Annotated in this window: 22 protein-coding genes and 1 tRNA gene; 14 read left to right on the forward strand and 9 right to left on the reverse strand. The window is 37.4% G+C overall.

What is annotated here, in order from left to right:
- Positions 1-10: 10 nt before the first annotated feature.
- From G3I01_RS05400 to G3I01_RS05410, 3 genes are all read left to right on the forward strand, one after another.
- Positions 11-1,708 (forward strand): AraC family transcriptional regulator, encoded by a 1,698-nt coding sequence (locus G3I01_RS05400; protein WP_219551814.1) that lies wholly within the window; start codon positions 11-13, stop codon positions 1,706-1,708.
- A gap of 212 nt (positions 1,709-1,920) precedes the next feature.
- Positions 1,921-2,340 (forward strand): hypothetical protein, encoded by a 420-nt coding sequence (locus G3I01_RS05405; RefSeq protein WP_219551816.1) that lies wholly within the window; start codon positions 1,921-1,923, stop codon positions 2,338-2,340.
- 118 nt (positions 2,341-2,458) lie between these two features.
- Complete coding sequence (locus G3I01_RS05410) at positions 2,459-4,756, forward strand: S9 family peptidase (protein WP_219551818.1); 2,298 nt, start codon at positions 2,459-2,461, stop codon at positions 4,754-4,756.
- Between the two features lie 52 nt (positions 4,757-4,808).
- On the opposite strand, the gene G3I01_RS05415 is transcribed toward G3I01_RS05410, so the two are convergent.
- The 3 genes from G3I01_RS05415 to G3I01_RS05425 all read right to left on the reverse strand — a co-directional run bounded on the left by G3I01_RS05415 (position 4,809) and on the right by G3I01_RS05425 (position 6,705).
- Entirely contained in the window at positions 4,809-5,462 is a 654-nt protein-coding gene (locus G3I01_RS05415) for an HD domain-containing protein (RefSeq protein ID WP_219551820.1), read from the reverse strand.
- Positions 5,463-5,471: 9 nt separating this feature from the next.
- Complete coding sequence (locus tag G3I01_RS05420) at positions 5,472-6,203, reverse strand: lysophospholipid acyltransferase family protein (RefSeq protein ID WP_219551822.1); 732 nt, start codon at positions 6,201-6,203, stop codon at positions 5,472-5,474.
- A gap of 91 nt (positions 6,204-6,294) precedes the next feature.
- On the reverse strand, positions 6,295-6,705 hold the full coding sequence (locus tag G3I01_RS05425; RefSeq protein ID WP_219551824.1) for a BrxA/BrxB family bacilliredoxin: 411 nt from the start codon (positions 6,703-6,705) through the stop codon (positions 6,295-6,297).
- A gap of 183 nt (positions 6,706-6,888) precedes the next feature.
- Between G3I01_RS05425 and G3I01_RS05430 the strand changes: the two genes are divergently transcribed.
- On the forward strand, positions 6,889-7,623 hold the full coding sequence (locus G3I01_RS05430) for a TerB family tellurite resistance protein (protein ID WP_219551826.1): 735 nt from the start codon (positions 6,889-6,891) through the stop codon (positions 7,621-7,623).
- A 37-nt stretch (positions 7,624-7,660) separates the two neighbouring features.
- Here G3I01_RS05430 and G3I01_RS05435 read toward each other — a convergent pair whose 3' ends face one another.
- Entirely contained in the window at positions 7,661-8,128 is a 468-nt protein-coding gene (locus tag G3I01_RS05435) for a thioredoxin family protein (RefSeq protein WP_219551828.1), read from the reverse strand.
- A 10-nt stretch (positions 8,129-8,138) separates the two neighbouring features.
- Complete coding sequence (locus G3I01_RS05440; protein ID WP_219551830.1) at positions 8,139-10,496, reverse strand: TonB-dependent receptor; 2,358 nt, start codon at positions 10,494-10,496, stop codon at positions 8,139-8,141.
- 102 nt (positions 10,497-10,598) lie between these two features.
- Here G3I01_RS05440 and G3I01_RS05445 point away from each other — a divergent pair, with 102 nt between their 5' ends.
- The 3 genes from G3I01_RS05445 to G3I01_RS05455 are packed head-to-tail and all read left to right on the forward strand — an operon-like array spanning position 10,599 to position 12,582.
- Complete coding sequence (locus tag G3I01_RS05445; RefSeq protein WP_219551832.1) at positions 10,599-11,255, forward strand: metal-dependent transcriptional regulator; 657 nt, start codon at positions 10,599-10,601, stop codon at positions 11,253-11,255.
- Between the two features lies 1 nt (position 11,256).
- On the forward strand, positions 11,257-12,078 hold the full coding sequence (locus G3I01_RS05450; protein ID WP_219551834.1) for a ZIP family metal transporter: 822 nt from the start codon (positions 11,257-11,259) through the stop codon (positions 12,076-12,078).
- Positions 12,079-12,120: 42 nt separating this feature from the next.
- The gene (locus tag G3I01_RS05455) at positions 12,121-12,582 is read left to right on the forward strand and encodes a hypothetical protein (protein WP_219551836.1); all 462 of its coding nucleotides are present in this window, start codon (positions 12,121-12,123) and stop codon (positions 12,580-12,582) included.
- Here the strand turns inward: G3I01_RS05455 and G3I01_RS05460 are convergent, their stop codons facing one another.
- The 4 genes from G3I01_RS05460 to G3I01_RS05475 form a co-directional block, all read right to left on the reverse strand.
- A complete protein-coding gene (locus tag G3I01_RS05460) occupies positions 12,583-12,732 on the reverse strand; it encodes a hypothetical protein (protein ID WP_219551838.1) in 150 nt (49 codons plus the stop codon).
- A gap of 32 nt (positions 12,733-12,764) precedes the next feature.
- Positions 12,765-14,867: a ferrous iron transport protein B gene (gene feoB / locus G3I01_RS05465; protein ID WP_219551840.1), complete on the reverse strand. Its 2,103-nt coding sequence runs from the start codon at positions 14,865-14,867 to the stop codon at positions 12,765-12,767.
- Position 14,868: 1 nt separating this feature from the next.
- Entirely contained in the window at positions 14,869-15,099 is a 231-nt protein-coding gene (locus tag G3I01_RS05470; RefSeq protein ID WP_011711045.1) for a FeoA family protein, read from the reverse strand.
- A 75-nt stretch (positions 15,100-15,174) separates the two neighbouring features.
- Complete coding sequence (locus G3I01_RS05475) at positions 15,175-15,846, reverse strand: SCO family protein (RefSeq protein WP_219551841.1); 672 nt, start codon at positions 15,844-15,846, stop codon at positions 15,175-15,177.
- A 153-nt stretch (positions 15,847-15,999) separates the two neighbouring features.
- Between G3I01_RS05475 and rseP the strand changes: the two genes are divergently transcribed.
- The 7 genes from rseP (at position 16,000) to G3I01_RS05510 (ending at position 22,511) form a co-directional block, all read left to right on the forward strand.
- Positions 16,000-17,316 carry an RIP metalloprotease RseP gene (gene rseP / locus G3I01_RS05480; RefSeq protein ID WP_219551843.1) on the forward strand — a complete coding sequence of 439 codons (1,317 nt, stop codon included), beginning with the start codon at positions 16,000-16,002 and terminating at the stop codon, positions 17,314-17,316.
- Between the two features lie 233 nt (positions 17,317-17,549).
- Positions 17,550-17,623, forward strand: a tRNA-Asn gene (locus G3I01_RS05485).
- A 144-nt stretch (positions 17,624-17,767) separates the two neighbouring features.
- Positions 17,768-18,847: a PAS domain-containing sensor histidine kinase gene (locus G3I01_RS05490; protein ID WP_257710800.1), complete on the forward strand. Its 1,080-nt coding sequence runs from the start codon at positions 17,768-17,770 to the stop codon at positions 18,845-18,847.
- Positions 18,848-19,036: 189 nt separating this feature from the next.
- Positions 19,037-19,711 (forward strand): hypothetical protein, encoded by a 675-nt coding sequence (locus G3I01_RS05495; protein ID WP_219551845.1) that lies wholly within the window; start codon positions 19,037-19,039, stop codon positions 19,709-19,711.
- Positions 19,712-19,835: 124 nt separating this feature from the next.
- Complete coding sequence (locus G3I01_RS05500; protein WP_219551847.1) at positions 19,836-20,126, forward strand: helix-turn-helix domain-containing protein; 291 nt, start codon at positions 19,836-19,838, stop codon at positions 20,124-20,126.
- Positions 20,127-20,162: 36 nt separating this feature from the next.
- On the forward strand, positions 20,163-21,365 hold the full coding sequence (locus tag G3I01_RS05505; protein ID WP_219551849.1) for a primase-helicase family protein: 1,203 nt from the start codon (positions 20,163-20,165) through the stop codon (positions 21,363-21,365).
- A gap of 273 nt (positions 21,366-21,638) precedes the next feature.
- The gene (locus tag G3I01_RS05510) at positions 21,639-22,511 is read left to right on the forward strand and encodes a toprim domain-containing protein (protein ID WP_219551851.1); all 873 of its coding nucleotides are present in this window, start codon (positions 21,639-21,641) and stop codon (positions 22,509-22,511) included.
- Positions 22,512-22,535: the final 24 nt, after the last annotated feature.

A 22,535-nucleotide genomic window follows, 5' to 3' on the forward strand; every position in this document is an offset into this window, starting at 1 on the left:
TTATAATTCTATGAAATTTTTCAAACTTGCTTTGTTTCTTTGCCTATTCATTTCTTTTAGTCTATTTGCTCAAAAAGATTCTTTAGAAGCTAAGACTTATGAAGAGCTTAGAGATTTAATAGGTAGTTTTGAAAAAGAGAATATCAACTTTAACCTCATAAATTATTACCGCAGGAAAGCCGAGAAGGATGGAAATATTGTGCAGCAATTTGCAGCTAAAAGTTTATTTATAGAAGCTTCTATCTGGGATAGAAATTTTGATAGAGCTCAGGACTCATTACAGCCTTTAAGAGATTTTTCTGCCGAACATGAATTAGAATCTCAAACCGTTAGTTCTTTATTTCAAATTGGCCTGGCTTATTATTATCAAGGACTATTTGGAAAAGCACTGGATATTTATAACGAAGCACTTGCCCTTTCAGAAGAAATAAATGATAAAAATGTTCAGCATAAATTACTGCTACAAATAGGATACATAAGGTCATCTGTTAACGATCATACTGAGGCTATTAGAATTTATAATAAAAGTTTAGATGTTTTAGATGATTCAGATTTTGAAGTTGAGGAGTTAGGAAAGGCTACTTCACAAACCTATTATTATCTCTCAATAGCTTTTACCGATATTAAGCAGCGCGACTCTGCTTCCCATTATATCAATAAGGCTTTAAAATTAACCCAACAGGAAAAGGACTCCTGTAGAAGGAAATATTTCCTGAGAAGTAAGGCAAAAATCCAGATACTAAATAATGATCTCTCTAACGCAGAGAATAATCTGAAAAAGGCATTTAAGCTCTGTCAGCCTTCTTCTAAAGGTGATACCCTAGTGTTTTATAAGGACTTAGGTGAAGTGTACCTCGCTAAAAAAGAATATAAAAAAGCCCAAACCTATATTCAGGCCGCCATCGATATTTACCAGGTCAAAGTAGGAGAAGAGGGTTTTATGGATGACTATTATAAACTTTTAGCCAAAGCATATAAACATACTGGTGATTTAGAAAAATCTAATTTTTATCTTGAAAAGTATATAAATACTGTAGCCGAGTTTAGTAAAATCAAGGATACTGTAAACCAATCTTTAAAGCTTCAGGAAGTAGAGGATTTTAAGAATGAGTTATCCTCAATAAAGGAGGAAAAGAATTTAAAACAGACCTATCTTAACTACCTCTTTTTGGGAGCTTCTATAATCATTCTCTTCTTGTTGGTTGTATTACTTCGCTTTTATAGAAATAAAAAAAAGAACGAAGAGAAATTTGAAGAATTGTTTCTTAAAATTGAGAATGCTAATGAATCAGAACGGATTACCGACACCAAAGATCAGGTATTAGAAGAGAAAAGCAGTAATGATATACCTGAAGAGACTAAACAACATATTCTGGAGGGTCTCAAAAAACTGGAAGAAAAGGAATATTTCTTAAGACAGGATTGTAATTCTTACAATGTTGCAAAAAAGATAAATACGAATACATCTTATCTCTCCAAGGTCGTTAATTCACATTTTGGTAAAAACTTCAATACTTATATCAACGATCTGCGAATCAATTATGCTATCCTTCGATTAAAGAATGATGCGATCTTTCGATCCTATTCAATTCAATCTATAGCCGAGGAGGTAGGTTATAAAAGTGCTGATTCTTTCAGTAAATACTTTAAACTAAATACCGGTTTGAATCCTTCTTTTTACATCAAAGAGATCAAGAATATAAGCTAAAATGTGCTTTTGAACCCTAAATTTATAAAAATAGGGTTGGAAAAATTTTCGCTTTTTCATCTAAGTTAATTCTTCCGTAACTCCCTTAATTGCAGTTGTTAAAGCTGTAGTTTGTTTGCCCTATTTTTTTAAAACTGGGTAGACTTTTCTTTTTAAATGGAATTTTGTGTTGCAGATTTGGTTCTGGAAATCAACCACTAAACATTTCAGTTATGAAGTTAAGAAAACCAGTAAAATTAATCTTCACCATAATAATTGCTGGGTCAATAGGACTCACTTTTGGATTTGGAGTTGCTCAGGGTATCATGGCTAATAATAAATTGGTAAATGCGATTGAAACCAAACTTCAGAAGAATTGCAATTGTGAAATTGTAAGTTCAGATGTAAGTTCTGTGGGAATTCAGTTTAGTGTTGAAGACGGCTTCAGTAATTCTACGGCAGGCTATACTTTAGAGAACTGCACATTTTCGACTTCCATAGAAACTGAGGCGATACGCTTAAATGATATGCTGAAAAGAGATATTGAAAATTATGACTCTCTGGACCTGATCACTTTTCAGTTCAAAAATTCATATCAACAAAGCACTGTAAAGTTCAAAGAAGGCTGTTTACTCGAAACCGGTAAAATCTAAAACAAGCAGATGAAAATCGGCACAGCAAAGCGCATAAAGATTATTAAGGCGGCTATTGGCGTCATATTCGGTATTACTATTTACTTATTCATTAAACTCTTTTTTTAAATTAAACACTATGATATCACTTTTAAAATACGCAACGACATTGATCATAATGCTTTTCGCAACATCGCTGGAGGCACAGGAATTAAAAGGCTCCTATAGCGGAAACCTTGAAATTCAGGGTATGGAAATGGAATTGGTTTTCAACTTTACACCAACAGATAATGGTTATACAGCTACTTTGGATGTTCCTGCCCAGGGAGCTTCGGGATTCGAACTCGATTCGGTAGTTTTGCAGGATAAGGTTGTGACAATTAACTCTGCCAAGTTACAAATGACTTATAAAGGGGAATTTGAAAATGGTAGTATTAAAGGAACGTATAACCAGATGGGGAAAGAATATCCATTAAACCTAGAGAAAACTGTGAAGAAAAAACCTGGAAACACTGCATTGCCATCCACTACAGCCGAACTGGAAAAGCTTGAAGCTTTAGAAACCGGAAATTATAAATATTCTGTAGAGGATTATTTTAAAACTCCGGAAGCTTATTCATTTCAGCTGTCTCCAGATGGAAAATATATCGCTTATATGAAACGTAGAGATTCCGGAGAGCGGGATATCTACATAAAAGAAACAGACACCCAGAAGGAAACCTTGCTTAAAAAACAAAGGGAGGATTTGATACGCGGATTCTATTGGTCAACCAAGGACCGTATTTTATATCTCCAGGATAAGGGCGGAGATGAAAATTACCATGTCTATGGCGTAGATGTTAGCGGTGAAAACGATAGCGATCTGACTCCTTTTGATGGCGTTAGAGTGAATATCATTGCTACCTTAAAAGAAGATGAGGAGCATGTTATTGTACAAATGAATAAGGATAATCCTCGGCAGGAAGAGCCTTATAGGCTGAATATAAATACCGGAGAGGTCACTAAGCTTTATACTGTTGAAGAAGGGGATGCGCCCGTCGCAGCTTACGATTTTGATCGAAAAGGAAACCTTCGTGCTATTACGCGTGTTGTAGATGGAGTGAATACTGAACTTTTATATAAGATTGATGGTGAATTTCAAAGGGTGAAACTTACTGAATTTGGAGACTCTTTTGGAATTTCCTCTTTTAATACAAATTCTGAAAATCCTGATGACGCCTATGTAGTATCTAACCTGGAGGGTGATAAAACCGAAATACAGCTTTATGACCTGAAGAAAAATAAAAAGATAAAGACTGTATTCAGCAATGATACTTTCGATGTATCAGGGATATCGCTTTCCAGAAAGCGCGACTATGAAATTGACTATTTCAGGTATACCGGAGAAAAGACAGTGATTGTCCCGGTAAGTGATACTTATAAAAAGATCCATGCCCGTTTAAAAAAGGAGTTTGGTGAGAAGCAATTCTTCACTGTTGGAAAAACAGACGATGAAACGCAATACATGGTTCTTGTTAACGGCGATAAGATCATTGGAGAGTATTATTTATTCGATGTAGAGAAGGATGAAGTGAAGCTGTTATATAAGCTTTTGCCTCAATTAAAATCGGAGGATATGGCTTCAATGACACCAATTAGCTTCAAGAGTCGTGATGGGCTTAATATTCACGGGTATATTACCCTACCAAACGATTATAAAAATGGTCAAAAAGTTCCTCTTATTGTAAATCCTCATGGTGGTCCTCAGGGAATTCGTGATAACTGGGGCTTTAATCCTGAAGCACAACTTTTTGCAAGTAGGGGATATGCAACTTTGCATGTTAATTTTAGAGTTTCCGGTGGATACGGGAAAGAATTCTTAAAAGCCGGTTTTGGAGAGATAGGCCGAAAGGCCATGGACGATGTGGAAGATGGTATCGACTACGTGATCAACCAGGGATGGGTAGATAAAGATAAAGTAGCTATTTATGGCGGAAGTCACGGTGGTTACGCTGTTCTAAGGGGAATGACTAAAACCCCTGAAAAATATGCTTGCGGAGTGGATTATGTAGGTGTAAGTAATCTGAACACATTTATGGAGACCATCCCTCCATATTGGGAAAAATACCGCGAGATACTTTATAAGATCTGGTATAACCCAAATATTCCTGAAGAGAAAGAAATTATGGACGAGATCTCTCCTGCCTTGCATGTAGAAAAAATAAAAAAACCGCTATTCGTAGTGCAGGGAGCAAATGATCCTCGTGTAAATATCGATGAGGCAGATCAAATCGTTGAAAGCTTAAGAAAGCGTGGAGTTGAGGTGCCTTATATGGTTAAATATGATGAGGGACATGGTTTTGGGAAAGAAGAGAACAGGCTGGATCTCTATAAAGCTATGATGGGCTTCTTTGCCGAACATCTTAAAGATGAGAATCTGAAACCTGTAAAGGGATAATTTGAATACTGAAAATTAAATAAACTGGCCGGTGCGAATTGTACCGGTCATTTTATTTTTTACCCTTCCATTCTCCATAGAACTGTTCCAGGTACAACTCCATGAACTGGTGGCGCTCTGCGGCAATCTTTTTACCTGTTTCGGTATTCATTCGATTTTTCAGGATGAGCAATTTTTCATAGAAGTGATTGATCGTTGGGGCGGTTGAAGCTTTGTATTCTTCTTTGCTCATATTCAGGTTAGGTTCTATTTCAGGATCATAAAGAGCTCTTCCTTTAAAACCTCCGTAATTGAATGCTCTGGCGATACCTATTGCTCCAAGAGCATCCAGCCTGTCGGCGTCCTGAACGATATCAAGCTCTGTTGAAGTAAATTTTTGATCTACATTTCCTCCCTTAAAAGAGATATTTTGGATGATCTTAATAACATGATCTATTATATCTTCTGAAACTACCTGAGATCTTAAGAATTCTGAAGCTACTTTGGGGCCTACCGTCTCGTCACCACCATGAAATTTTGAATCTGCTATATCATGTAGCAGAGCGCCTAATTCAACAATTTTGAGATTTGCTTTTTCACCTTCCGCTATTAACCTGGAGTTATTAAGCACACGTTCAATATGGAACCAGTCGTGGCCTCCTTCGGCATTTTCAAGACGCTTTTTCACGAATTTGATCGTGTTCTCTATCAGGGTATTTTCAGACATAAGTAGGATTTAAATAATATCGGCGGTAATAATTCGCTCTACTTTTGCAGCGAGGCTTTCCGGTTCTTCAGAATTAACGGGGATAGGCTTATGAGTTTTCAGTCTAACATTCACGCCCAGGTCTATGGGATAGTTCCCGTGTTTGAAAAGTTTCCAGGAGTTATTGATGGTGATGGGTACCACCAAGGCATCAGGTATTTTCTTGAAAAGCATCATCATCCCATTCTTTCTGAATTCTTTCGGCTCTCCAGTCCTGCTTCGGGTCCCTTCCGGAAAGATCACGGCAGATCTTTTAGTTTCTTTTAAATAATCTCCAAACTGACTCATTTTCAATAAAGATTCCCGGCGATTCTTACGGTCTATCAAAACAGAACCTCCATGCCTAAGATTGAAGGAAATACTCGGGATTCCATGACCCAATTCCTTTTTGCTAACAAATTTTGGGTGATGTTTTCTAAAGTACCAGATAATTGGCGGGATATCATACATTCCCTGGTGATTGGAAACAAAGATGCAAGTCCTGTCCACCGGGATATCATAATCATTTTCAATAGTAAAAGTAGTTCCCAGGATATTCAGGCTGCGGAGTAAAAACCAGTTGAAGATATCCACACTTTTCTTATGCGCCTGGTAACCTCCAATTTTCAAACAGATCCACTGGATAGGATGAAAAATAAGCATACTTAGAAAAAAGAAAAAATAGAATATGACCGATAAGGGATAGGAGAAAAATCTTTTCATCTTAAATTAAAAGTACAAAAATAACTATTTCAAAATAGGAGCATAAAAAAACCACGCGTAAAGCGTGGTTTGATCTACTATTTAAAACTTATTAGCAAAATTCGTTATAAGCTCCAATCAGGTTCTCTGCGATCATATCTGCAGGACGCCCCTCAATGTGGTGACGCTCTAGCATATGAACCAGTTCACCATCTTTAAAAAGAGCCATAGATGGAGAAGATGGAGGGAATGGTACCATCATATCTCTTGCTTTTTCGGTAGCTTCTTTATCTACACCTGCAAAAACAGTTACCAGGTTATCTGGCTTCTTAGCGTTTTGTAGAGAAAGTCTTGCTCCGGGACGTGCGTTCGCTGCAGCACAACCACAAACCGAATTCACAACTACCAAAGTAGTTCCTTTCAATTCCATAGCCTTTTCAACATCTTCTACAGTGTGTAATTCTTTAAAACCAATCTTAGTAAGATCTTCTCTCATTGGTTTTACTAATTCTGCTGGATACATATATATTAAAATTTTTGTATTAAACTTTAGTGAGGCACAAAGATACCAAATTAAGTTCAGCTTGCATATCTCAAATTACTATGTGCTAATAGGTTCAATTTATAACAGATGCTGAGAACAGGTGGGCTTAGATTACCAATTAAATATTGAAAATGTTATCTTAGCGGCAAAGAAAATTGCCCGATGATCAAATGGCTTGCCGCAGTTCTGGGATATATGTACTTCAGGTTTCCCGGCGCTATTCTTGGATTTATTATAGGTTCCCTTCTGGATAATTATATCCGGTCATCTGGAGGTATCTTCAATTCTATGATGGGAGAGAGGAAACAAACCGTTTCTCCGGGTGATTTTGAACTGAATCTTTTATCCCTTAGTTCTATTGTGATCAAGGCAGACGGCCAGGTTTCCCAACAGGAACTGGACTATGTTCGTTCTTATTTTATACAGGCTTATGGTAAGGAGCGAGCTAATGCCACTTTTAGAACTTTTAACGAGGTGGTGAAGAACAGGCAGGTTTCGGCTTCGAATATTGCCAGATATCTTGCCGCAAGAACAAAATATCCAACCAGGCTGCAGATCATCCATTTTCTCTTCGGAATCGCCCAGGCAGATGGTCGTGTTAGTGAAGCTGAAGCTGAAGTAATAAGCGAGATTGCCGGGTATCTTCAAATTGGAAGACGGGATTTTGAAAGCATCAAGGCGATGTTCTTTAAAAATACCGATAGTGCCTATACCATTCTGGAGATCGATAAATCTGCCACTGATGCAGAGGTGAAAAAGGCTTATCGTAAAATGGCCAAGAAATACCATCCAGATAAACTAGGGCATATGGATGAGGCTTATAGAAAAGGAGCCCAGGAGAAATTCACTAAAGTTCAGGAGGCTTACGAACAGATCCAGAAAGAAAGAGGACTTTAAAAGTTTACCTGCGAGACTATTGGCAAAGTGCCTTTGATTAACCTTTTATCAATTTCTTCATTCTTTCTGAAGTCAGGTAATCGTAACTCTTGATTTTTATTCTAAAATTTTCATCGAGAACCATTAGAACCGGAAAAGTAAGAGATTCATTATCGCGACTAGCCAATAGCAAGGGAATTTGATGTATCCCGTTTCGTTTGGTCCTGGCCTGATCGTTTATGAATTCCTGTCCGTCAAATTCAATTTTCTCAAGGCTTTCCGCGTTCATTTTTACCGGATAAAAATTCTGATTCAGTTTAGAAACAATCTCGGGATCTTTAAAAGCATTTCTGTCCATCTTTTTACAGTAAACACACCAATCTGTATAAAAATATATTAGTATAGGTCTGCTCTCATGCTCCATAGAAGATTCCAATTCTTCAAATCCCATCCATTGGATCTCATCTTGCTGAGCTAAGACAGGTTCTGAGATAAGAATTAAGATTATAAAAATGATTCTTCTCATACTTCAGAAATTACTCATGCAGATTTCCAAATTTTATCCCAAAGAAAAAGGTACGGGGCCTGGATGGTCCATAGATGAAATCTGAATCCCGTGTAGGGCCGGAGTCAAAGTCATCTTGATATTGGTTGAACACATTCTGGACGCCCGCACCTAGATTCATGTGAAAATTCTCTGTTATATCTATATGCTGACTAAATTTTATATTCATGTCCCAAAAAGACGGGGACTCGATCAAATCTAACATACCGTTAGGGTTAATTACCCTTGGTATGGTCATTTTGCCTGTATAAGTTCCTGTAAGATCAACGGCAAAATTTTCAAAAGGGGAGGTGTTAACATTTATATAGCCGTAAAAATCAGGATTTCTTACAAATTCTGAAATAATAATGTCTTGTTCAGTTTCTGAATTGGGGTTTGCTTCATATAAGATCTGATCTTCCTTATAAATTGATCTTTGGTAAGTTCCACCCAATTGGAAGGTAAGATCTGAATTTGGAGAAACCCCTATTTCAAAATTTGTTCCTGCCACATAAGCCCCGCTTCCATTTCTAACTTCTTTCAGAATAGAACCGTTGGGAAGACTTGCCCCGGTACTTACGGTTGTAAAAGGATCCTTAAGTTCAGTAAAGAATCCTTCCAGAAGAAAATCTGTCTGTAATTTATTTTTGCTTTTTGAGTAATTAAAAGATGCAGTGTAGGCATTTGAATATTCAGTTTCCAGATCATTGGATAAGATTACGAATTGTGGTTCTCCTCCAACCGAGGAGATGTGCAGGTCTTCATTAAATGCTTGCGGAGCCCTGAAACCCCTGGCGTAACCACCTCTAAATTGTAATTCTTCAGTTATATCATACAGTAAAGTGATCCTTGGGCTTAGAACGGTTTGGTTTATATTAGATGTCCTGGCAATATTCTCTACGGCGTAATTACCTGTAATATTAATATTATCCAGCCTCGCACCTAATAAGGCTGTAAAGTTTTCAACTGGTTTCCATTCATATTGCGCGAATGCAGCATATGAATTCACTTCCTGGTCTATAAAACGGTTATAACCGGCTATATCATCTTCGGTATTGCTATGATTGTATTCAGCTCCTGTAGTAAGAACATCATTATTTTTAAAATTCTTGGTAAACTGAAAACCACCTAATAATGCCAGGTCTGTTGTATTACCATAAGCGTTGGAAGCAGAGATACTATCCTGTGCAGTACGGCCTCCACCGAGTCCTCCATAATAGCTTTTTCGGTCAGTATGCTGGCCAGATATATATATGGAATAATTATTACTTCTTTCAGTATTTGAAAAGTCATAGGTAAGTCCGCCGATGAATGTATTATGGTCCAGTTGTTCAGTTATGTCGGTTAAATGCGGGGCAAGGTCCAGGCGATCACCTCCTCTTCTGTATTCTTTTAGCGCAGTAAGATCGAGGGTAAGTTTACTAAGATCATTTGGTTTCAGAAATGCTTTTGCTCCTAGAGTATTATTGGTAAGTTCAGTGATCTCGGTAAAACCGTCTCCATTGGCGTCGTATGCGGAACGATCTCGATTCATTCCGTATATGGTGACTCCGCTATTCAAGTCTTCAGCCACAACAGATCCAGCGAAATTTAAAGTTCTGTCTGGGATCTCACCATCTATTAAAGAAATATTCGATGCGATATTCCAAGTATTTAATACCGGTTCCTTGGTGATGATATTCACGGTACCAGCAATCGCGTTGGAACCGAATAATGCAGATCCTCCACTCCTAACGACCTCTACACGGTCTAGAATAGAGGTAGGGATCTGTTCTAAACCATAAACACTGTTCAGCGCGCTAAATACAGACCGGCTATTTATGAGGATCTGGGTATAGCTTCCATCAAGGCCATTAAGCCTAACCTGGGTGAAACCGCAGTTCTGGCAATTGGTTTCTACTCTTACTCCCGGCTGAAAATTCAAAGTTTCAGCGACCGATGAAGATTGGGTGGCATTGAATAATTTTGAATTCAACACGTTAACAATCACCGGTGACTGCTTGAGATCTATTCTGTTTCTGGTTGCACTTATAACAACCTGGTCCAGTCCCAATGCGTCCTCGTCTAATTTGATATTTAATTCTTTATCTAAATATTCTTCACGCACTATACTTATGGTTTTGGTTTTGAAACCGATCGCCTGGACAATGAGTTCTGCTTTTTCTTCCTTTAGCCGAATGCTAAATCTTCCTTTAGCATCAGCACTCGTTCCCTGGTTAGTTCCTGAAATTGTTACGTTCGCAAATGGAACAGGCTGACCTTTGTGAGAAACCAAACCGGAAATTTCACTTTGCTGCGCCATAGCAACTGTGCTTAATATGCTGAGTAATATTCCTGCTAATATCTTCACTTAGTGTGTTTTTATGCAAAACTATAAAATATATTTAGGCTTATCTAAAAAATTGATTAATTAAATTAAAAAATGTATTTTTGGGCAATTAAAATTTAATTCATGTTCAGCTTATCTGAAGAAAATTATCTCAAAGCGATTTTCCATTTGGAAACGGCCTATAAAAGTGGAGTTAGTACAAATGCCCTGGCAGAAGAAATGCAAACCAAGGCTTCCTCTGTGACCGATATGATCAAACGGCTATCAGACAAGGATCTGGTAAACTATAAGAAGTATCAAGGTGTTAAACTAAGCGAGGCGGGAAAAAATGCTGCGATCGAAGTGATAAGGAAACACCGACTTTGGGAGGTTTTTCTTGTAGATAAACTGGGTTTTAGCTGGGATGAGGTTCATGAAGTTGCGGAACAACTTGAACATATAAAGTCTGAAAAGCTTACCAATGAACTGGATAAATTTCTGGAATATCCAAAAAGAGATCCTCATGGAGATCCAATTCCAGATGCCCAGGGAAATTTTGCCGTAGCAAATCGTGCCCTTTTATCTGATCTTAAAAAGGGAGAGATCGGGATTTGTGTTGGCGTGAAAGATTCTTCAGCGGAGTTTCTGCAATATCTGGACAAACATAATATCTCGCTTGGTAAAGAGATCCAGGTCCAGGAAAAAGAAGAATTTGATCAGTCCATGCTTATCAGGATGGATGGAAATGAATTAAGGATATCTAACCAGATATCTGCAAACCTGTTTATAAAAACGACATAGAATGGATATTGTAATTAACTATTTTGAATCACTTGATCCAGTATATGCTGCATTTCTGGCCACATTATTTACCTGGGGACTTACTGCTCTAGGCGCATCACTTGTATTTCTTTTTAGAGGTATGAACCGTGCCTTTTTTGACGGGATGCTAGGGTTTACCGGTGGGGTAATGGTGGCAGCGAGTTTTTGGAGTCTACTGGCTCCCGGGATAGAGATGAGTCCCGGAGAAGGTTTTGAAAAGGTTGTTCCTGCACTGGTAGGTTTTGGTCTTGGTGCCTTGTTCATTTTTAGTTTGGATAAGATCCTACCTCATTTGCACGTGAATTTCAAAATGAGTGAATCTGAAGGTATAAAAACTCCCTGGCATAAATCGGTATTATTAACTTTAGCGATCACATTGCACAATATTCCCGAAGGGCTTGCTGTAGGAGTTCTTTTTGGTGGTGTAGCCGCGGGCTTTGAAGGTGCCAGTATCGGCGGAGCCGTAGCACTCGCCATAGGAATAGGGCTTCAAAACTTCCCGGAAGGATTTGCCGTGGCCATGCCATTGCGAAGACAGGGGTTAAGCAGGTGGAAAAGTTTTAATTATGGTCAGCTCTCTGCAATTGTAGAGCCTATAGCAGCAGTTTTGGGAGCCTGGGCAGTACTTACTTTTCAACCTATTCTGCCGTATGCCTTATGTTTCGCTGCAGGAGCTATGATATTCGTAGTGGTAGAAGAAGTGGTGCCAGAAGCCCAGCAGGGTAATTTTACCGATATCTCTACTATGGGATTTATTGGTGGATTCATGGTGATGATGACCCTTGATGTAGGACTTGGTTAAAATAACTTGCAACATTCCCCAGATTAAATCGTCATTAGATAAATGACAATTTTGAAAATAAGCATATTCTTTCTCGCTTTATTCCATTCAGTATTTTTGGGGAGCCAGGATCCTGTACCGCAAAAATATGATGTTCAGCAGGCAACACTTTGCCAGGGAGATGATATGCATCTGGGTGATAGAGAGATTAGATTTAAAAAGATAGTTTCCGATTCCAGATGTCCTAAGAATGTTTCCTGTATCTGGGCAGGAGAAGTAAAGGTTTTGGTGGAATTTTTTGAAGATGGAAAATTAAAAGGTGAAAAGGTCATCACCGGGACAAATATCGCTTTTGGAAACAATGATATCGTTTCTTCAGCGGATATTTCACTCGCTGAATTCTTTAAAAATTCAGATTTTAATATTAAGAAAGTTGTAGTGACTCCTTATCCTGAAGCGGGTCATAAGATCACTCAGGAAGAATATAGTGTAGAGCTTTTAGTTTCTAATGCCGTAAGTAATTAATTAATCACCGCAACCGCAATCTGATACACCACAAGAGCCAGATTTCTTTTTTCCGCCCAGGAACGCAGGTTTCCAAACGAATTTGGTGATGATGTAACCAAGTGCATACAAAAAGGTTATAAATACCAGTATTTCCTGTAAGATTTCCATATTCTTTAAGTCGTTTTCAATTCTATTCCTTACTATTTCAGCAATTGAAATGCTATAAGGGCCACTACATATGCGAAGCCACTCATTATGATCAATTGTAATAAAGGCCATTTCCACGTGTTGGTTTCTCGTTTCACAATAGCCAGGGTACTCATACATTGCATGGCAAATGCATAGAACAATAAGAGACTGACTCCACTGGCGAATGTGAATAATGGCCCACCCAATACCGGATTGGTTTCTGCAGCCATCCTGTTCTTTATTGTTTCTTCCTCATCACTACCAACACTATAAATGGTTGCCAGAGTTCCAACAAAAACCTCTCTGGCAGCAAATGAGCTAATAATAGCAATTCCTATCTTCCAGTCGTAACCAAGTGGAGCAACGGCAGGCTCGATACCTCTGCCCATAATACCGATATAGGAATTCTTTAATTTAAAAGATGCGATCTCTTCATCAAGTTCATCCTGCGGAATGCTGTTTTCGGTACTATAATTTGAAGTAACTATTTCTTCGGCATTTTCAAAATTATCTCCCGGACCATAACTGGCCAGAACCCATAATATAACTGAAATAGCTAAAATGATCTTTCCAGCACCAAAGACAAAAGATTTCGTTTTTTCTACCACATTGATCGCGACATTCTTGATCATAGGTAGTTTATAATTCGGCATCTCTATCACGAAATAGCTCTTGGTATTTGTTTTCATGATCTTATTAAGGATCCAGGCTGAAAATATTGCCATTCCAAATCCTAAAAGGTATAGGATCATTAAGGTGATTCCCTGTAAATTAAGTCCAATGAAAGTTTTATCGGGAATTACCAGCGCGATAATTATTAAATAAACAGGTAATCTTGCTGAACATGTGGTAAAAGGCACTACAAGAATAGTGATAAGTCTTTCCTTCCAGTTCTCGATATTTCTCGTTGCCATTACTGCGGGTATTGCACAGGCGGTTCCAGAAACCAATGGAACTACACTTTTCCCGCTTAAGCCAAAACGCCTCATAATACGGTCCATTAGGAAAACAACCCGGCTCATGTAACCAGATTCTTCCAGGATAGATATAAAAAGGAACAGGAAAGCGATCTGAGGAATGAATATTACAATTCCGCCTAATCCCGGCACGATCCCTTCAGATATTAGATTTGTAAATGAACCGGATGGTAAAGTGTCCTTTGTCCATTCACTTAAAGAGGCAAAGGCAGCATCGATCATATCCATAGGATAACTAGACCAGCTGTAGATCGCCTGGAATATCAATAATAATATTCCGAAGAAGATGAAATAACCCCAAACTTTGTGGGTGAGTATCCTGTCTAATCTTGACCTTAGATCTGTAGCCGCATTCTTATCAACTTTCATGGTTTCCCTTAGGACCCCATTAATAAATTGATACCTCAAAATGGTTTCTTTCTGCTGAAGTCTTTTTAGGTCACTCACAGACTTAGTGCTGAAATCTGAATTCTTCTTTAGCTCACCACGATTGATGTTTCCGAAATTCACATCCTGGGTGATCACCAGCCATAATTTGTATAAAGACTGATTAGGAAATGCTTTCCTCAGATTCCCAAAATACTCCGGATCTATAATTGAAGCATTTACACAAGGTTCGATTGGAATATGCCTGTAATTGATGATAAGTTCCTTTAGGTAATCAATTCCCATTCTTTTTCGGGCACTTACCAAGGCAATTTTTGTCTTTAGCCGTTCCTCCAGAAGCTCTACATCCAGGCTTATCCCTTTTCTGTCCATTCTGTCGGCCATATTAATGGCAAGAATGGTTGGGATGCCAAGGTCTTTTATTTGAGTAAATAAAAGGAGGTTTCTTTTTAAGTTTTCTACATCACTTACTACTACTGCAACATCTGGAAAGTCCTTGTCGTTCTTGTTCAGTAATAGTTCAATTACCACATTTTCGTCGAAAGAAGAGGCGTTAAGGCTATAGGTTCCAGGAAGGTCAAGAATATGGGCTTTAAGACCACGCGGAAGTTTACAGATTCCTTCCTTTTTTTCAACCGTGATACCCGGGTAATTACCAACCTTTTGGTTAAGGCCTGTTAACTGATTAAATACAGAAGTCTTGCCGGTGTTGGGATTACCAATTAAAGCAACATTAATTTGCTTACCCATATTAGCCTATTAATTCAATTTCTATTAGTAAAGCGGTTTCTTTTCTTATGGCCAGATGACTTCCATTTATATTGAGATACATTGGATCATGGAATGGCGCAGTTTGAACCAGTTCTACCTCGTTACCGGGAAGGCAACCCATTTCAAGAAGCTTAAGAGGTACCATATCTGCCGAGAATTCTTTGATGATCCCCCGCTGACCTCGTTTTAAATTAGCAACCGTCACCTTCACTTTTTATTTAGATTGATTTTAAACAAGGCAAAAGTAATGGAATTTAGACCAATACAAAAGTTAAAGGCTAAATTATTAGTGATACTCTGCTTTCAGCACTTTTAGGTCGTGCATAAGAGTCTCTATAGCCTCAGGATCGGTGCCATCATAAAAACCTCGAATTTGCCTGTCTTTATCTACCAGGACAAAGTTTTCTGTGTGGATCATATCATATTTTCCGCCATCACCGGTAGATTTTGTAGCGAGATAAGATTTGCGGGCAAGGTCATAGATCTGTTTTTTATCACCGGTAACCAGATTCCATTTTTCATCTATGACTCCTTTCTCTTCTGCATATTTCTTCAAAACAGGAACACTATCAGTAACTGGAAAGACAGTATGTGATAACAAATATACCTCATCATCATTTTTGATCTTTTCCTGGATATTGATCATATGATCTGTCATAATTGGACAAATTGTAAGGCAGGTGGTAAAGAAAAAGTCGGCTATATAGATCTTATCCTTATAATCTTCCTGGGTGACAGTATCTCCATTTTGATTTACCAGTTCGAAATCGGCGATTTTATGATATTTTCTAACGTATTGTTTGGTGGAGTCTACCAGTTCAGCATTTACCATGTCTGGCTGGTAAACGGGAAGGCGTTCTTCGGGTTTCAGTAATGTATAAATGCAGAAAATTATAATTACTGAGATTATAAAGAAAACTATGGCAAAGGTTTTGTATCTAGCAAAAAACTTGAGCATAAGTTTAAATTTCTGCAAAGTTATAGCCTGGCGATCAAATAGTCGAATTCTGTTGATGAAATTTTCAGAAGAGGACAAATCACTTGAAACATAAACTTTTGTAGGAGCTTATAAAAACTTACTTTTGTGCGATTTTAAATTTGAAGTTACCTGATGGATCCATTTTTAGTAAAAGCCATACAATTAATACTTAGCCTGTCCCTTTTGATCGTTCTGCATGAACTTGGTCACTTTGTTCCGGCAAAACTTTTTAAAACCAGGGTTGAGAAATTCTTCCTGTTCTTCGATGTAAAATTTGCCCTTTTCAAAAAGAAAATTGGTGATACCGTTTACGGGATAGGATGGTTGCCTTTAGGTGGTTATGTGAAGATCTCCGGAATGATCGATGAGAGCATGGACAAGGAGCAGATGGCTCTTCCGCCTAAAGAATGGGAATTCAGGAGTAAACCGGCCTGGCAAAGACTTATCATTATGCTTGGCGGGGTCACGGTGAACCTTGTATTAGGTTTTCTTATCTATATGATGATCATGTATGTATGGGGAACTGCTTATGTAGGGCCAGATGATATGCCTGAAGGTTTTGCTGTAGTAGATTCTTTTGAGGAATATGGTTTTGAAGATGGAGACAGGATCCTTGAAGTGAATGGGAAAGATTTTGAAAACAGCCTCGATATTAATAAACATCTTTTTATGAGAGATGTTGAAAATATCACGGTACTGCATCAGGATGGGACAGAGGAAACCATAAGTGTTCCAGATGAGATTGGTGCAAAAATGTTCGAACAGGGAATAATGCAACCGTTCGTGCCGATAATGGCTCCTGTGCTGGATTCTGTACAACCAGGACTTGCAGCTGAAAAAGCAGGTCTTAAAAAAGGTGATAAACTTATCTCTTTAAATGATATTGAAATTGGATACTACCACGAATTGGCTCCTGTTTCTATGGAGAATAAAGGGAAGGAAGTGAGCCTGGTTTATGAAAGGGATGGAAAGATTGAAAGTACTTCTATAACTCCTAATGAAGAGGGAAGACTAGGTTTTGTAAAGAATTACGATTTCGATATCCAGCGTAAAAGCTATGGCTTTTTACAAAGTATTAATAAAGGTTTCGATTATGGGTACTGGACCCTTCGCGATTATGTATATCAATTTAAATATGTATTCACCAAGAAAGGAGCTTCTCAATTAGGAGGTTTTGGAGCTATTGGAGGTTTATTCCCTGATACCTGGAACTGGGCTGGATTCTGGCATACCACAGCTTTATTATCAATTATCCTGGCATTTATGAATATCCTGCCGATCCCGGCCTTGGATGGTGGGCATGTGATGTTCCTGTTGTATGAAATGGTAACCGGGAGAAAACCAAACGACAAGTTCATGGAAGTAGCGCAAATGGTTGGGTTCTTCTTATTGATCGCCCTGGTCCTTTACGCGAATGGAAATGATATATATCGCTGGTTGTTCGAATAACCAGATCATAAAATTATAAAATAAAAAAGGCAGTGCGTTGGCACTGCCTTTTTTTGTTTTTACTTTTTCTAATGAAGAAATTTAAAATAATAATAATTTGCTCATGCTACCTAAAATATTGACATTCTGAGGGATTCAAAAATCTCAGAAAATTCTTCAAAAAAAATCGAAAAAATCTTTTGACGGCATTTAAAAATTGATTTATATTTGCAACCGCTTACAAAGCAAAACATTCCTCCTTAGCTCAGTTGGTTAGAGCATCTGACTGTTAATCAGAGGGTCCTTGGTTCGAGCCCAAGAGGAGGAGCTTAGTAAAGAAAGCCATTCAAGAAATTGAATGGCTTTCTTTTTTTAGTGGGTACAACATAGGTACAACATTCTTTCGGCCAAGATTTAATTCAAACATTCCTTATTTTTTTTTCTATTTTTACTTCTGAAGACCCAAACTAACATGGATGTAAAATATATTGAAGGCGAATATGACCTAGAACCTTTCTTTTCGCTCTCTTATGATTATTTATGTATTGCTGGGTTTGATGGATACTTCAGGAAAATAAATCCGGCTTTCATAAAATTAATGGGCTATAGCCGGGAAGAGTTATTTGCGAATCCCATTAGCCATTTTGTTCATACTGAAGATAGAAAGAGTACGGCCGAAACTAGGGCAAAGATTTTAGAAGGAGTGCCTTTGGTACATTTTCAGAACCGATATCTTACAAAATCGGGTGAAATTGTCTGGCTTACCTGGACATCAATTCCGGTTCTCGATAAAAAGTTAATCTACGCCATTTCCAAGAATATTACCCATCTTAAAAAGTTAGAAGAAGATCGTCACATTCGAATAAGAGATCTCACATCAAAAAATTCGGGGCTTACACAATTGAGTTATACTACTGCTCATGATTTAAGGTCTCCGGTAAATAACCTGATTTCCCTTGTTAATTTAATAGACCACTCCAAAATTAAGGATGAAGAAACCTTGTTATATCTGGAGTTATTAGGAAAGTCGGTTCACAAATTAAAAAGTACTTTAAATGAACAGGTTGACCATCTTAAAGAAAATCATTGGCTAAAACCGAGTGCGAAACCTGTAAACTTGAAAAAGCTTATTTACACCATATTAGATTCACTTCGTTCTTTGATTGAAGAGACCCAGACTATTGTTGAGATTGATTTTTCGGAAATTAAATTCCTTAATTCGAATCATTTTTACCTAAACAGCATTTTTCTAAACCTTATAACTAATTCCATAAAATATGCTAAACCAGGAATTCCACCTAGAATATCAATTATTTCCAAAAGAAATGAAGTCGGTTCTCAAATTCATTTTTTAGATAACGGAATTGGTTTCGATATGGAGAAAAGTGAGAAAGGACTATTTCAATTGCACCAGACGTTTACAGATAATAACGACAGCAAGGGTATTGGGCTGTATCTGGTAAAAAGTTATATGAATAGCTTAGGAGGTGATATTGACGTTGTGAGCAAAATAGGCGTTGGGACTACTTTTATCTTATGTTTCAAAGATTAAGGAATAACGCAAAACTTCGGCTGGCAATTATCAATTTTTGTCCCTTGGAAATATTAATACGCACCTAAATAAAAGTCTAGAATAACTTCGGTTAAGAATTTAAGATTTTACAATAGGGTACTTCAGCACTGTTATAATTTCACATTTATTTTCTTTTGGTTAATTTAATAACCTGAAGAATCACTAACCATGGAAAAATTTATTCTTGAATCTGGAAAAGCACTTGCTAGGTTAAGAGCTAGAATAAATTTTTTCATTGAGGATAGAATTGAGGGGAGTGCTACTAATCTGATCCTTTTTATTCTTTCTTTCTTCATACTTTTCGTTTTAAGTTTCAGTTTGATTTTTGGTATCAAAACTATAATAGAGGGTTATGTCTATTTTTTAATTCTTCTTATAGTGCTGGCGGTAGTTTTAGTTTGGCTGGCCATATTCTATGAATCAGATAAACACCTAGAAACCGATCGGCATAATTTTAAGGTGGAACCTATTAATAAATACCGGATAAGATTTGAATACATCAATCTTAATAAAAACGCTAAAGAGCAATTCTATAGGTTACTTAAAGGGCGAAAGGTTCAGGAGAAAATCAATTTCACCGTTGGGAATAAAAGTGGGGATTCCGCAAACCACAGAATACTGTTTGTTTTATTTGATGAATTGTTAGTTGGTGGAATTCAAGATTTCTCCGGAGAAAGGAAACGTGATTTTTTCCAACTATTAATGAATTCCTTTTTAATGAACAACGAACCGCTCAAAGAAAACACTTTAAAAACCAGTTTTTCCATCTGGAAAAACGACCAGGAAAAAATAAATTCCAGAAACCAGCGAAAATTCATCCGGCAGATGCTAGCTAAAGAATAATTATAGCATAATTTCCTTCTTATTTAAATTATTCTATTGATTTATAGGTATTTGCTTTCCTAAGTTTGTTCTGTACAAAAATGTAAAAGGCCTTTTACTCATTTTTAATTTTAACCATACAGTTATGAATGAGCATAAAGAAGTTGTGGATTTACTTGCAGATATCAAAGTTCTGCTTTCCCACACTAAAAAAGTAATGAACGTGGAAGACCTGGCTCAATATACGGGTCTCTCCAAAAGTAAGATCTATAAGCTTACCCATTTAAAGCTGATCCCAATGGGGAACAACCCGAACATTCGTCAGAAGTTTTTTGATAAGGAGAAGATCGATGCCTGGCTCCTTGGAGAGCCGGACCTATCCGATACCTATTTGGAGGATCAATTCAACAAGAACTTATTGAAGAACCGCAAGTAAGCGCTTGCTTTTTACTCAACTTTAAAAAATATGCTGATGAAAAATTCATCCTATATCCGTGTAGGTACGAGTTACTATAAAATAGTAGTGATGCCTACAATTTCCGGGAATTTCAATGAAGTTTTAATTCCCTGGAATATTGAGACCTTACGACAGGATCATGGTAAAGGTTTTGTTGGAAGTATTAAAAAATATGAAGGCTTTACCTGTATCCCAAGTCATCTGGATTTTAAACAGGTACACTATGGTTTTTATAATACTTATAATCCCTTATCCATTTTGCCAAATAGCGGTAAAGTGGATTTTTCACTGCAGTTCGTTAAACACATTTTCGGTAACCAATTCGAATTAGGCCTTGATTACCTGCAACTCTTATACACAAAGCCTATCCAGATGTTACCCATACTATGCCTGGTTTCTAAAGAACGAGTTACTGGAAAAACTACTTTTCTAAAATGGCTCAAAGCTATTTTTGAAAATAACCTCACATATCTAACCAATGATAGTTTTAGCAGTCAGTTTAATGCAGATTGGACGCATAAACTCCTTATCTGTATTGACGAAGTTCTATTTAATAGGGAGGAATTGACCGAACGAATTAAATACCTAAGTACAACTGACTTTAATAAACTTGAGGCTAAAGGTAAAGACAAGAGGGAGGTGGAATTCTTTGGCAAGTTTATTCTCTGTAGTAATAATGAAGATAACTTTATTAAGATTGATAACGAAGAAACACGCTTTTGGGTATTGAAGATTCCATCCCTACAAAAAGAAGAAACTCATTTTTTAGACCATCTGAGAGCAGAAATTCCTGCTTTTTTAAATTACTTGCAGCAGCGGGAATTAGCTACAACTCATACAACCAGAATGTGGTTTACCCCTAGAGAGATAAGAACCAATGCACTGGAGAACCTGATGCAAAATAACCGGAACCGGGTGGAAAAGGAATTAGCAAACATGATACTGGATGCTATGGAAACATTTGACCTTGAGGAAGTGGCTATTTGTCCTCTGGATGCCTTGCAGATTTTGAATAAAACCCGGGTGAAAACTGATTTAACCCAATTGCGCCAGATATTAAAGAAAGATTGGAAGCTCACCAATCAAGACAATTCTCTGAAATATCAAAAAATATATATGTGGCAGGAGGGTGGGCTCGGACTTATCGATGGCAAAGGACGCTATTACACGGTTAAAAAATCATTCTTATTACAGCATTTCAGGGAAGATATAAAGTGATGAATTGATGCGTAAATGATGACCCTTAAAAGCTGTTTATTCAGGGGGCTTTAGGAGGGATTATTCCCGATTAAACTAGAACCGTAAACAAACCCTCTTAGAATATACTTTTATTATTTATTCTTTTTTTGATGAATGATGATAGATAATAAAATAACCCAATGATAGCAAGGGTTTTGCCCCACATCGTTTTGTCATCACTCTGTCATCAAAAATAAAACGATGCTGAGATTTGGTTGGATTTGATGGAATTTGAAGCAAAAACAGTAAAAAATGGAAAATTGGGAAACATCAAAAAGCTGGGAAAAAGCCCGTAATATTTGCATCGTAAAAACGCTTGCAAAATTAGGGCACTTTCCCAGCAGGACAACGGAAAAAGAAGCTTGGTTTCTGAGTCCCCTACGGTCAGAAACGCAAGCCTCTTTTAGCGTCTCTCTGCACAAGAACCTGTGGTATGACTTCGGAATGGGAAAAGGTGGTTCCATCATAGACCTTATTATGGCAATGAAATCCTGCACCATAAAGAAAGCGCTGGAATATTTAAAGAACGATATGACTGCTTTTTCTTTTAGCCCTCTAAGAACTGAAGATCGGTTGAAGCGAACACAAATTCGAATCCTGCATGTTGAAGCTATCTACCTGCAGGGTTTAATTGAGTATCTAAACTCACGGAATATACCTTTTGAGATCGGTAGAAAATACTGCAGACAGATTTGGTATGGCTTTACAACAAAACGATTTTTTGCCATTGGACTTCAAAACCACCGGGGAGGCTGGGAACTGCGAAATAAATATTATAAAAATTCAAGTAGTCCTAAATCTTTTTCTCTGATTGAAAGAGGCTCCAATCAGTTACTTATTATAGAAGGGATGTTTGATTTTCTATCCCTTGCTACAATCGATGAAGACTTAGTACAAAATTCGGACTGCATTATTTTAAATTCCCTGGCTTTTATTAGGAGAATCGAAACTTTGATTCCGAAATATAAACGGATTTTACTCTATCTGGATAATGACTCCGCAGGTCAAAAGGCTACTAGTTCACTTTTAGAACAATTTGATAATGTGATGGATTGTAGTGATTCTTATTCGGGCTATGTGGATATCAATGAAAAATTGATCAATGAAGGAAGTTGGAAAAAATGATAAGTGGATAAGTAGTAATGTCTA

This window comes from Gramella sp. MT6, from assembly GCF_019357415.1.
Taxonomy (GTDB): Bacteria; Bacteroidota; Bacteroidia; order Flavobacteriales; family Flavobacteriaceae; genus Christiangramia.